This window comes from Actinoplanes sp. NPDC051388 (assembly GCF_055586225.1).
Genome location: NZ_JBVJIP010000013.1, coordinates 289,924 through 301,625 on the forward strand (window position 1 = coordinate 289,924; position 11,702 = coordinate 301,625).

The window sequence follows — 11,702 nt, forward strand, 5'->3', positions numbered from 1 at the left end:
CCCCAGCGCCCGCTTCCCCAGCGCCCGCTTCCCCAGCGCCCGCTTCCCCAGCGCCCGCTTCCCCAGCGCCCGCTTCCCCAGCGCCCGCTTCCCCAGCGCCCGCTTCCCCAGGGGAAGCAGAGGGCTCTGCTTCCCGAGAGGAAGCGCCGGCCTGGCGGCGGTGGCCCTGGCCGGTCCGGCTGGTGCCGGTCGGCGCCGCCGCGGCGATCGTCGCCGTCGCGCAGGGCGCGCCCGAGGTGTGGCCGTCCGCGGCGGCGCCCGCGCTGATCGTCTCGGCCACTCTCACCGCGACCACCTGGCCGCGGCTGCCGGTCACCGGGATCGGCCTGACCCTCACCGGGGTCGTGGTCGTGCTGGCCACCGGCGACTGGCCGGCCGCCCTCACCACCGCCGGGGCCACCGCGCTGTGTGTGGCCGCGCTGATGGTGCAGCTCTGGTTCTGGGAGATCGCCAATCGCGCGACCAGGCACGACGCGGCGGCCGCGGTCGACCAGGAGCGGCAGCGGTTCGCGGCGGATCTGCACGACATCCAGGGGCACAGCCTGCAGGTGATCGTGCTGAAGAGTGAGCTCGCCGCGCGGCTGGCCGAGGTGGACCCGGCGCGGGCGGCGGCCGAGATGCGTGCGGTCGAAGCGCTCGCCCGGGACGCGCTGCGGGACACCCGGGAGGTCGCGCACGGCTATCGCGCGGTGGCCCTGGAGACCGAGATCGCCAACGCGGTCGGCGTGCTGGCGGCCGCCGGGGTGCGCTGCCGCACCGACCTGCGCGCCCTGGCCGTCGTGCCGCCACCGGCCGGGCGGTTGTTCGCGCTGGTCGTGCGCGAGGCGACCACGAACGTGCTGAGGCACAGCGCGGCGACCGAGGCCGGGATCGTCCTCGCCCCGTCGCCGTCCGGACTGACGCTCACCGTGCGCAACAACGGTCCCCTGGCAGCCGGCGACACCGGCCCCACGTCCAGCGACCAGGTCACCGCCGGCCGGGATGAGCCGGCCACTGGGCCGGCCACCGGGCCGGGCCAGGGGCTGGCCACCGGGCCCGGCCAAGGGCTGGCCACCGGGCCCGGCCAAGGGCTGGCCACCGAGCCCGGCCAAGGGCTGGCCACCGAGCCCGGCCAAGGGCTGGCCACCGAGCCCGGCCAAGGGCTGGCCACCGGGCCTGGCCAGGGCCTGGCCGGACTCGCGGCGCGGTTCGCGGCGGCCGGCGGGCGGGTGCGCTGGGCCACCCGCGCCGGACAGTTCGAAGTGGCCGCGGAGCTGCCCGGATGACTCCGCCCGACGCCGGGCGCTCCGGCGGGACGATCCGCCTGCTGCTGGCCGACGACGAGGTGCTCATCCGGGGCGCGCTCGCGGCGCTGCTCGAGCTCGAGGATGACCTGACCGTGGTGGCGGAGGCCGCGGACGGGCTGGCGGCGGTTGCGCTGGCGGAGAGCGTACAGCCGGATCTTGCTGTTCTGGATCTGGAGATGCCGCCTGGGGACGGGGTGGAGGCGGCGGCTCGGATGCGCGTTCCCGTGGTGCTGGTGACGCGGCATGCTCGGCCGGCCGTGTTGCGCAGAGCGCTGGCCGCGGGGGTGCGGGGCTTCGTGCCCAAGACCACCCCGGCGGCGCGGCTCGCCGTGATCATCCGGGAGGTGCACGGCGGACGGCGCTATGTGGATCCGGACATCGCCGCGTCCGCGCTGACCGAACGGCCCTGCCCGCTGACCGCCCGCGAACTGGACGTGCTGCGCGCGGCCCGGCAGGGTGGCGCGATCAAGGAGATCGCGGCGGCGGTGCATCTCGCGCCGGGGACGGTGCGCAACTATCTGTCCACCGCGATGGCCAAGCTGTCCGCGCCCAACCGCCACACCGCGGCCCGCGCGGCGTGGGAGCAGGGCTGGATCTAGCCCGGGACGGCCAGATCGGCGAGGGCCTCCAGGAAGCGCTCCTCGGAGACGAAGGGGTGCCGCCCGCCGAACACGTCGGCCAGCGTCCAGTAGTGCGACACCGCGGAGATCAGCACGGCCGCGAGGGCCGCATGATCACGGGCGCCGGGCTCTTCGCGCCGGAGCCACTCGGTCAGCGCGTCGTGCACCCGGGACAGTTCCTGCGCCCGCACGAGCTCCAGCAGATCCGGGAAACTGGCCAGGTCGCGCAGCAGCAGCCGGTTGATGTCGCGCTCCTCGGCCAGCCGGGCCAGCCCGGCGCGCGCCACCGCCAGGAAGCGCTCGCGCGGCGACCGCGCCCGGATCGCCGCCGGGTCGGCGAGGAAGGCCAGCAGCGGACGGCCTTCCGACGCCTGCCGCCGCAGCGCCTCCTCCAGCACCGCGCGCTTGGTGCGGAAGTGCCGATAGAGCCCGCCGGCTCCGGCCGACAACCCGGCCGCCGCCTCGATCTGCGCGATCGTGGTGCCGTGGTAGCCCTGCCGCCCGAACAACTCCATGGCCCGGGTGACGATGGTGTCCTTGGTGCTCAGCTCAACTCCACCTCGTAGTGCTGCGTCGTCCAGCCCTTGCGCCGGTGCATGGCCGGCACCAGGCGCCGCTGGAGCAACGGATATTTCTCGGCCAGCAGCGCGCGCACCGGCGCCGCCTCGGCCTCGCTCAGCAGCCGGGCCGTGCCGGTCGCCGGCGAACCGGTCGGCCGGCCCCGCAGATCGCACGGCGCCAGCCGCACCTCCGCGAAGTTGCGCAGCCGCTTCGCCTTGCCCGACGCATCGTACGTGCGGAAATACACGTGCCCGTCCGCGACCACCACGCTGACCACGGTGCCCACCCAGCTGCCGTCCCTCTTCCGGGTCTCCAGCAGCATCCGCTTCTGCCGTTCGAATCTCGTAAGTAAGTGCATACTTACAGGGTAGCACCATAGAGTGGGCGGATGCTGCGGTTCGTGCTCGATCGAGAAGTCCCCCTGCGGCTGCTGGCCCTGGGCGAGCCGATGCACGGCGTGGACGCGTTCCTCCAGGAGCGCAACGCGGTGCTGCGTGAGCTGGTCGAGCACGCCGGGTTCCGCGCCATCACGATCGAGAGCGACTGCCTGGCCGCGCTCGCCGTGGACGACTACGTCTCGGGTGGACCGGGCACGATCGACCGCGCCATGGCGGACGGCTTCAGCCACGGGATCGGCAACTCGCCCGCCAACCGCGAACTGATCGAGTGGCTCCGGCGGCACAACGCGGAGGCCGAGCATCCCGTGCGCTTCGCCGGCTTCGACCCGCCGATCGAGATGATGAGCGCCGCCGCGCCGCGCATCTCGCTGATCGCGCTGCACGACTACCTGACCGCGCACCTGCGCTCGGTGCCCGGCGACCGCACCGTCATCGACAAGCTGGCCGGGGCCGACGACCGGTGGACCAACCCGGCCGCAGCGATGGACCCGTCGCAGGGCGTCGGCGGCTCGCCCGAGGTCGTCGACCTGCGGCTGCTCACCGACGATCTGTCCGCACTGCTGCACGCCGAGTCGCCACACCTGATCGGCGCGACCTCGCTGGCCGCGTGGGACCGGGCCGCCATGCACGCGCGGACCGCGGCCGGCCTGCTGCGATACCACGCGATGATGGCCGACCCGGCGCCGGCGCGGGTGTCCCGGATGCTCGGCGAACGGGACGCGATGATGGCCGCCAACCTGCTCGCGCTGCGCGAGACGCCGGCGCTGGTCTTCGCGCACAACCGGCACCTGCAACGGTCGGCGAGCACCTGGGAGCTGGCCGGCATGTCGCTGCGCTGGTGGAGCGCGGGCGCGATGGCGGGCGCCGAGCTCGGTGCGGAATATGCGTTCGTGGCGACCGCGGTCGGCGCGGTGCCGGCGATGGACATCGGCGTGCCCGCGGCCGGGACGCTCGAGGCGGCGCTGACGCCCGGCCTGACGGCCGCCGACCGGTTGCCGCGCGGGCTGGCGCAGCGCACCGAGACGTCCAACGGATATTTCTCGCTCGATCCGGAGCACTTCGACGGCGCCGACGCGGTGCTCTATCTCAGCGAGGCGTGAACCTTCTTGTCATCGGTGGCCGGGCCGTAGGACTCCAGCCGGACCGGGGCGCCGAGCTGTTCGCCGATCTCGTCGCGCCACGATGCGGGACGGTGCAGGGCGCCCGGGCGGGCCCGTTCGAGCAGGGCGGTCAGCGCCGACTGGTGACCCAGGTCGCGGAACTCGCCCGGGACGATGCGGTGCCACGGGACGCCGTCCAGGTCGTAGGACGTGCACATGCGCAGGTCCGGAGTGACCGCGTCCAGGTGGGTCACGGCCAGGGCGTCGACGCCGCCGGCCACTTCGATCGCGTACCGGTGGGCCACCGCGTCGAAGTGGCCGACCCGGAAGGCGCCCTGCCACTCGCCGACGCCGTTGTGACGCTCGGGCAGCGGCAGGTTCGCCGCCGTGACGAACGGGCCGGCGCCGTGCCGCGTGGTGTAGGTGCGGACCACGCCGAGGCGCCGGAAGTCACCGCACAGCTCGGCGACGTTGTCGAAGGTCGTGGTGGACCAGGTGGTGCAGGGATGCCAGCCCCGCCACTCGTCGAGCAGGACGCCTTGCGCGCCCTCGAAGACGCACGGGCCCTCGCGCAGCAGGCGGTCGGTGAATGCGGAGTCCACGATGGATAGTGTGCGACCGAAGGCGAGGAAGGCGTCCACGACGTCGTCCACCGGCGGGCCGCCCGGGAAATGAGCCGCCACGGCGCCGAGGCGTGCGCGCAGCCGTGCGGGCGAGCGGACGTCGCCGGCTCGGGGGGCGTCGGCGTGCTTCAGGGCGTACTCGACGGTCTGTCCGACGCCCATGCCGCACGAACCGTGCCGTGCCGCGCCGCGCCGCCGCTCCCTCGCCCGGTTGGCGGCGCGATGCCACGGAGTGGCGAGCAGGGCGTCCTCATCCACCGTGAGCAGGTGATAGGGATTGCCCAGGGCGGCCGCCTCGGCGGCCAGGGCGAGCGGGTCGACCACCATGAAGCGGGTCAGGTGGGTCGGCACGCCGTGGAAGGTGCCGGCGCCGAACTGCGCGAACGTGTGGTGCCGGCCGTCCGGCGTGACGACGTTGTGCGCGGCCTGCGCTCCCCCGTTGAAGCGCAGCACCGCCCGGCGGCCGGTGGCGGCGCAGAGCGCGTCCACCACCGACCCCTTGCCGGCGTCGCCGTAGCCCAGATCGACGACCGCGACGTGCTCGGTCACAGCCGTTCGTTCCCACTCGGCGCGGCGCCGACATCCACTGTGGAGCGCTTGACGACGTTGCGGCGCAACGGTGCGAGCGCCTTGCCGACAGTGGCGGTCGCCGCCGCGGTCGCGCCGTAGGACACCAGATCGGCCAGTCCGGCATCCAGGTCGATCGAGTCCTCGCCCAGTCCGACGGTGAGCGCGATGGTCTCGCACACCGCGTCGAGATCGTCGAGCTCGATCACGTTCTGCCCGAGCAGCCCGCGCCAGCGGGTCAGCACCTCGGCGTCGCCACCCCAGCCGGCCGCCGTGGGCAGCAGGTAGTAGACGTCGAACGAGCGCCGCAACTCGGCCAGGATCGCCTCGGTCGCGATCGGCTCGCCCAGCCGGTCGCCGATGACGTCGCGCACCTCCTTGGGCTTCACCTGCGGATAGGGCATCTCGTCGCCGATCAGGAACAGGTAGCCGCGGCGGCCGCGCTTGCGCATCGAGTCCAGGTCGGTGTGCCGGGCCATGAAGTACATCGCCAGCTCGTAGGACTCCCGCTTCTGGCCGCCACCGCCGCCCTCGAGCACGATCCGGGCCAGGTCGTCGTCCATCCGGTTGTCCGACTCGAACTGGCCGACCTGCAACGGCACCCGGTCACAGGTGGCGTCGCCGACCGCGCCGAACATGATGTGCGGGTCCTTCGCGTAGCCCTTGCGGGTGAGCAGGCCGAGCAGCTGCGGCAGCTTGGTCTGCAGCACCCGCGGGACGCCGCCCATCGAACCGGTCACGTCGAAGAGGACCGCGATCGGCGTGCTCTGCGGGTGTTCGGCGCTGTCCCGGCTCTCCCGGTGGCCGACCCCCTTGGGGTCCAGCGCGGCGTGCGCCTTGCGGGCGCCGCTGTCGCTGTACGCGAACGCGCTCGCTCCCGTCGCGGCCCGATAGCTCGCCGCGGCCGAATAGACGTCGGTGGACCACTTTCCGCTTCCCATGTCTTCTCCTCAGATCGTGAAGGGCCGGAATCTCCTCGGCCCGTATAGGTTTCCGAGCAGCTCGTCGAGCTCCTCGAGCAGCGCCCAGGCGTCCTGCGGGCGCATCCGTGGTGCGGCATAGAGGCAGCCGGCCCGAAATCGCTCGATCGGCCGCGGCGCGTCCCGCATCAGCTGTCCGATGAGGACGGTCGCCAGATAGATGTCGGTGGCCGGACCGGCCGGCCGCTTTGCCGGCACCTCCGGCGGATAGTCGGCACGGCGCCCCGCCACCAGCGCCGCGATGGTCTCGCCCGGCCGCACCGCATAACACCAGTCGACCAGCACGAGCCCGTGCTCCCCGGGATGGATCAGCACGTGCTCGGGCAGCACCGCGCCATGCACGACCCCGGCGCGATGGGCCCAGCCGAGCGCCACCAGCAGCCGCCGCCACATCCAGGCCGCGTCGCGCGGGTCGATGCGCCCGCGGCGCAGAACCTCGGCCAGCGAGACGAAGCCGTGCAGCCGATCCAGCACGTTGGCCGTGCGCCGGACGCCGTGCCGATCCTCCTGCGTGCAGGACTCGATCAGCCGAGGCGCATAGGCACGATGCTTCGGATCCCCGTCCGTCCACAATGTCTTCAGCGCCCACGCCTCGGCCGCCATCAGGTCGTTGTCGGCGGGCCGGCGCGGCACCTTGAGCACCGCCGTGTCACCCCGCTCGGCGAAGAGATCCGCGATGTCCCCGCTCGCGATCGGCCGCGGACCCCGGTCGGCCCAGAGCGCCGAAAGCCTGGCGAAGGCCCGCGTCGCGGTCGCGCTCTGCGCCGCCGGTGCGGCATCCGGATGCACGATCTTCGAAAGCATCCGGTACGCGTCAACCGGCTCCACACCCGCAGAACCCGGGCCGCCGCCCTGCCTCCCCCGGGCCGCCGGCCCGGCGCCCGGTCCGGCCAGACTCACCAGATCGGCAAAGCTCCCCGCCGCATCGATGACCCGGACAGCCTCCGCGAATCTCACCCCGCCCCCTCCCCCCGCATGCCCTCCCCGCCTGTTGCCGCAGACGGGGAGGACGCCACACCGCCCCTCGCCACCTGTCGCCGCGGGCGGGCCGGCCCGCTTCTCATCGCACGTCCTCCTCCCGGGCCGGGCGCAGCAGCGCCGGGTGCAGCAGTCTTGCGTCACCGGCGCGATAGAGCCGCGCTCGCGGGCCACCGCGCTCCCCGCCGCGCGCCGACGTCTCGCCGGTGCTCTCCACGAAGCCCGGCACCGACAGCACCTTGCGATGGAAGTTCCCGGCGTGCAGGCTCTCCCCCCACACCGCGGCGTAGACCGCGCGCAGCTCGGAGATGGTGAACTCGGGCCCGACGAAGGCGGTCGCCAACGGCGTGTATTCGAGCTTCGAGCGGGCCCGGTCGAGCCCGTCGGCCAGGATCGCCGCGTGGTCGAAGGCGAGCTCGCCGATCTCGTCCACCGGCACCCAGAACGCGCCCGCGGCATCGCTGCCGGCGTGCGGCTCCGGCAGGCTCGGCGCGAACGCCAGATAGGCCACCGAGAACACCCGCATCCGCGGGTCCCGGCCCGGATCGCCATAGGTCCGCAGCTGCTCGAGATGCACCTGGGAGAGCGCGTCCTCGCCGGGCCGGAGCCCGGTCTCCTCGGCGAGCTCACGAAGCGCGGCCCGGTCGAGCGTCTCGTCCCGGACGAACCCGCCGGGCAACGCCCGCCAGCCGGCGAACGGCGCCCCGCCCCGCTCGACGAGCAGCACACACAGCCGCCCGTCCCGGATGGTCAGCGCCACCACGTCGACGGTCACGGCGACCGGCGCGAAGTCCCGGGGGTCGTAACTCGCCAGCAGTTCGTCGTCCGTCACGCCACAACCCCTGTCGCTCTCACTCAGAGATTTTCTCGCCCTGAGTATAACTCAACCTGAGAACAACCTAGGGCTGCATCCGCCCGGTGTCAAGCGGGGTTCTGGAGGGTGAGTGGCAATCAGGTCGCCGGGTGGGCGCATCGGTCTGGACGCGCAGCGGCCTTGATGTGCACAGCCGGCCCTCGGCGTGAGCGACGGTCCGCACGCACCACTCGGATGCGACCGGAATGTGATCTGCCTTTGCCGGCCCGGACGCGGAAAAGCCCGCCGGAATGGTCCCGGCGGGCTCTTTAGGAATGCCTTACCTTGCTTCGAAGGTGAGGCAATCCGCCTCGTCGGTGGCGCTGCCCACGGTGATGGCCGGCGCCTGACACTCGAGGTTGGCGTTGTGCTTGCACTCGGAGCGCTTGCAGGCGCCGACCTGGGCCATGAGCTGGCCGATCCCGCCCTGCACGTCCGACTCGTCATAGGTGGCGCACTCGGAGTTGATGCGGCCGATGGTGATCGCGAAAGCGGTGCAACCGTCGTGGTTGTAGCTGCAACCGGTCGCCGTGCACCCCTGCACCCGCGGCATTTCCATCATCTGCGTCATGGTGAGGCTCCCTCATTCGTCGTCGGCTTCACGGCTCACGATAATGCAATCATGGGGACGGCGCGCGCTGCCGGAACGCCATTTCATGGCGAATTTACGAATGAGGTTAGGCTGCAATTACCCATTCTTAGGTAAGGCTTTCTTGCCATCGGCACGACCTCCGGCTGGCACAGTGGATCACAAAGCGCACCCGATCGGGAGGTACCGCCGCATGCCCCGAACCCGGCTCGCCGTCATCGCGCTGCTGCTGGTAACGGCCGGCTGCAGCACGCCGGAGCCGACGCCCCTCACCTCCGGATCGGCGTCGGCCACGCCGCACTCGACGCGATCGCCGTCGACGGCCGCGGAACGCTCGGCGAGCCGGCTGATCGCGCTGCCGCGCACGGCCGGCGAGTGGCCCGGACCGAACGGTCTGTCCGGAGTGAACGGCGACCCGACGCTCGACACCGCGCACGTCGAGGAGTTCTGCACGGCGCGTGGGCGGGCCTGCCGGGTGGCGCAGACCTACACGGACCGCACCACCTATGCCTCGATGACCAGCGGCTCGAGTTGGACGTTCGAGTTCTTCAGCGACTTCGCCGGCGCGCTGGTGATCTCGCAGGGGCTGGCGCCGACCGGCGGCGAGGCCGAGCTCGCGAGCTGCGCGGCCGGCGACCACGACGAACAGTGGCGCGACTTCGGAAACCTGATGACCCGGCACGGCCGCGGCGACTCGATCGTGCGGCTGGGCTGGGAGATGCAGGAACGCACGATGGCCTGGCGGGCGATCGACACGCAGGCCTACATCGGCTGCTACCGGCGTGCGGCGGACAACATCCGCACCACGAACCCGGACGTGATCCTGGATTGGTCGATCAACGCGCACTCGTCCCCGGACGGGCTGTGCGGCGGCGTGAGCACCAACTGCTATCCGGGCGATGAGTACGTGGACATCGTCGGCATCGACAATTACGACCACTACCCGTGGAGCCCGACGAAGGCCGCGTTCGACGCCACGGCAGCCGCGCCGGAAGGGCTGACGTGGCTCTACAACTTCGCGCGAGCGCACCGGAAGCCGTTCTCGGTGGGTGAGTGGGGGGTGGTGCCGACCGGGGATGCCGGGAAGGAGAACCCGCGGTTCGTGCGGTGGATGCACGAGTGGTTCGCGGCGCACGCCGCGGATCTGGCGTATGAGGCCTATTTCTCGGACTGCGGCGACGGCGGCGTACAGAGCAGTCTGTTCCGCGACGACGGCGACTGCTTGACCAATCCGGGCTCGGCCGAGGTGTACCGATCGCTGTGGGCGGGCTGAATCCATCGAACTTGGTTATTCCTGGCAACTCGCCGCAAAAACCACATTACGCTCCGTGCGAGAGGGCCCGTTGTGTCGACATGCGCGGGCCACACACCCAGCCCAAACGGTTCGCAGAGACCGTAGGAGGACCTCGCATGCGCACGTCTAGCTCCAGAACCACATCCCGATGGCTACGCGCCGGCGTAGCGACGGGGGCCGTAGCCGCCGTCGTGATCGGCGCGGCCACCCCGGCCCTCGCCGCCACGGTCCCGGTGACCCTCAGTGCCGTCACCGGCCCGAGCGCCGGCGGCAACACGCTCACCGCGACCTCGACGACCGCGTACCTGAGCGGCTACACGGCGCCCGGAGCGGCGTTCACGATCGTGTCCTGCCCGGCCACGTTTAACACGAACACCATCACGCCGACCGCCTCGGCGGGCAACGTGCCGGCCACGGTGGTGAAGAAGCTGTCGAACAACAAGTCCGCCGTCACCGTGCCGAGCGGCGTGGTAACGGTCGGCACGGCGGCCACCACCAAGTACAACCTCTGCATCTACGGCACCCAGACCGCGGGCAGCGCGCTCATCGGCAACGCGACGTACAGCGTCGCGGTCGCCCCCACTGTCACCTCGATCACCCCGTCCAGCGGTCCTGCGCTGGGCGGCAGCCAGATCACGGTGACCGGCACCGGCTTCCCCACCACGGCCAACTCCATCACCGCGTCCATCGGCGGCACCAACCTGCTGTCGATCACTCCGGTCTCCAGCACGAGCTTCACGGCGATCACCCCGGCGCACGCCGCGGCCGCCAACCAGACGCTCAGCATCGGCACCACCGCCGGCACGCTCAACAAGACCAACGCGTACTCGTACACGAACGGCATCGTGATCGGGCCGAACACGGGGCCGAACACCGGACCGGTCGACATCGACATTCAGGGGGTCGGCTTCCTGGCGATGGACTTCACCGCGACGACCGGCGCGACGCCGGACGACCCCAAGGCGCACGTCTACCTGACGAACGGCAGCTACAACCCGCTCATCAGCGGAGCCATCAAGACCAATGCCGAGGTCACCGAGTGCACTGACGTGCTGCCGATCAGCGACAACGAGCTGATCTGCACCATGCAGCTCGGGCAGTCCCTCGACACCAGCACCGCCACGACCTTCAGCAAGGTGGCCGCCACCGCCGGCACCACCCGCACGATCACCGACGGCGCCCTCGTGGCCGCGACGACGAGCAACCTCACCTCGGCGACGGCCGCCTTCACCACGGCCGATGTCGGTACCACCGTCACCGGTGGCTCGCTTGCGGCCAACACGTTCATCAGCGCCTACGTCAACCCGACGACCGTGACGCTGGCGACCGCGGCCGGCGCGCTGACCCCGACGGCGGCCACCGGACTGACCCTGGTCATCGGTGGTCCGCGAACGGTCGCGGGTAACACCACTGCCAATGGCACCACGGCACTCACCACCGGAGCGTTCTTCGCGGCCGACGCCGACCGTGCCGTCACCGGCACCGGCATCGCACCGGGGACCACGCTCGCGGCGGCGACCACGGGTGCGACCGCGACCCTTTCGCGGCCCGCCACGGCCTCCGGCACCGCCAACGTCGCCCTCACCATCGGGCAGTTCGTTCCGGTTCCGAATGACACCTACACGGTCACCGTGGTCAACAACGGTGCCGTTTCGGCCCAGCTGGGATCGACGTACCAGCAGTCGATCGTGTCGAGTGGCTCCACCTTCACGGTGGCTCCGTACTGATCGGCAGGATCTAGCACACACCACGCGGCGGGGGGGGGGGGGGGGGGGGGGGGGGGGGGGGGGGGGGGGGGGGTGGGGGGGGGGGGGGGAGGGGGGGGAACTCCCTGTCACCCGCCCCAACTCGTT

Annotated in this window: 12 protein-coding genes; 5 read left to right on the forward strand and 7 right to left on the reverse strand. The window is 71.9% G+C overall.

The window, feature by feature from the left end:
• Positions 1 to 182 precede the first annotated feature (182 nt).
• The gene (locus ACZ6TI_RS30675) at positions 183 to 1,265 is read left to right on the forward strand and encodes a histidine kinase (protein WP_465348647.1); all 1,083 of its coding nucleotides are present in this window, start codon (positions 183 to 185) and stop codon (positions 1,263 to 1,265) included.
• Positions 1,262 to 1,885, forward strand: coding sequence for a response regulator transcription factor (locus tag ACZ6TI_RS30680; protein ID WP_465348648.1), 624 nt, complete (start codon positions 1,262 to 1,264; stop codon positions 1,883 to 1,885). The genes ACZ6TI_RS30675 and ACZ6TI_RS30680 overlap by 4 nt, the downstream gene beginning before the upstream one ends.
• On the opposite strand, the gene ACZ6TI_RS30685 is transcribed toward ACZ6TI_RS30680, so the two are convergent.
• Both ACZ6TI_RS30685 and ACZ6TI_RS30690 read right to left on the reverse strand, forming a co-directional pair.
• The gene (locus ACZ6TI_RS30685; RefSeq protein ID WP_465348672.1) at positions 1,882 to 2,538 is read right to left on the reverse strand and encodes a TetR/AcrR family transcriptional regulator; all 657 of its coding nucleotides are present in this window, start codon (positions 2,536 to 2,538) and stop codon (positions 1,882 to 1,884) included. The two genes, ACZ6TI_RS30680 and ACZ6TI_RS30685, sit on opposite strands and share 4 nt — an antisense overlap.
• Positions 2,451 to 2,825 (reverse strand): PPOX class F420-dependent oxidoreductase, encoded by a 375-nt coding sequence (locus tag ACZ6TI_RS30690; protein ID WP_465348649.1) that lies wholly within the window; start codon positions 2,823 to 2,825, stop codon positions 2,451 to 2,453. The genes ACZ6TI_RS30685 and ACZ6TI_RS30690 overlap by 88 nt, the downstream gene beginning before the upstream one ends.
• A gap of 30 nt (positions 2,826 to 2,855) precedes the next feature.
• Between ACZ6TI_RS30690 and ACZ6TI_RS30695 the strand changes: the two genes are divergently transcribed.
• A complete protein-coding gene (locus ACZ6TI_RS30695) occupies positions 2,856 to 3,965 on the forward strand; it encodes an erythromycin esterase family protein (protein ID WP_465348650.1) in 1,110 nt (369 codons plus the stop codon).
• Here the strand turns inward: ACZ6TI_RS30695 and ACZ6TI_RS30700 are convergent.
• From ACZ6TI_RS30700 to ACZ6TI_RS30720, 5 genes are all read right to left on the reverse strand, one after another.
• Positions 3,947 to 5,137: an adenylosuccinate synthetase gene (locus ACZ6TI_RS30700; RefSeq protein ID WP_465348651.1), complete on the reverse strand. Its 1,191-nt coding sequence runs from the start codon at positions 5,135 to 5,137 to the stop codon at positions 3,947 to 3,949. The two genes, ACZ6TI_RS30695 and ACZ6TI_RS30700, sit on opposite strands and share 19 nt — an antisense overlap.
• On the reverse strand, positions 5,134 to 6,096 hold the full coding sequence (locus tag ACZ6TI_RS30705) for a hypothetical protein (protein ID WP_465348652.1): 963 nt from the start codon (positions 6,094 to 6,096) through the stop codon (positions 5,134 to 5,136). Before ACZ6TI_RS30705 ends, ACZ6TI_RS30700 begins: the two co-directional genes overlap by 4 nt.
• Positions 6,097 to 6,105: 9 nt before the next feature.
• Positions 6,106 to 6,939: a lipopolysaccharide kinase InaA family protein gene (locus ACZ6TI_RS30710; protein WP_465348653.1), complete on the reverse strand. Its 834-nt coding sequence runs from the start codon at positions 6,937 to 6,939 to the stop codon at positions 6,106 to 6,108.
• Positions 6,940 to 7,195: 256 nt separating this feature from the next.
• Positions 7,196 to 7,945 carry an NUDIX hydrolase gene (locus ACZ6TI_RS30715; protein ID WP_465348654.1) on the reverse strand — a complete coding sequence of 250 codons (750 nt, stop codon included), beginning with the start codon at positions 7,943 to 7,945 and terminating at the stop codon, positions 7,196 to 7,198.
• A 301-nt stretch (positions 7,946 to 8,246) separates the two neighbouring features.
• Entirely contained in the window at positions 8,247 to 8,537 is a 291-nt protein-coding gene (locus ACZ6TI_RS30720) for a DUF1540 domain-containing protein (RefSeq protein ID WP_465348655.1), read from the reverse strand.
• Positions 8,538 to 8,748: 211 nt separating this feature from the next.
• Here ACZ6TI_RS30720 and ACZ6TI_RS30725 point away from each other — a divergent pair, with 211 nt between their 5' ends.
• Both ACZ6TI_RS30725 and ACZ6TI_RS30730 read left to right on the forward strand, forming a co-directional pair.
• Positions 8,749 to 9,828: a glycoside hydrolase family 26 protein gene (locus ACZ6TI_RS30725; RefSeq protein ID WP_465348656.1), complete on the forward strand. Its 1,080-nt coding sequence runs from the start codon at positions 8,749 to 8,751 to the stop codon at positions 9,826 to 9,828.
• A gap of 212 nt (positions 9,829 to 10,040) precedes the next feature.
• Positions 10,041 to 11,576, forward strand: a complete 1,536-nt coding sequence (locus ACZ6TI_RS30730; protein WP_465348657.1) for an IPT/TIG domain-containing protein — start codon at positions 10,041 to 10,043, stop codon at positions 11,574 to 11,576.
• Positions 11,577 to 11,702: the final 126 nt, after the last annotated feature.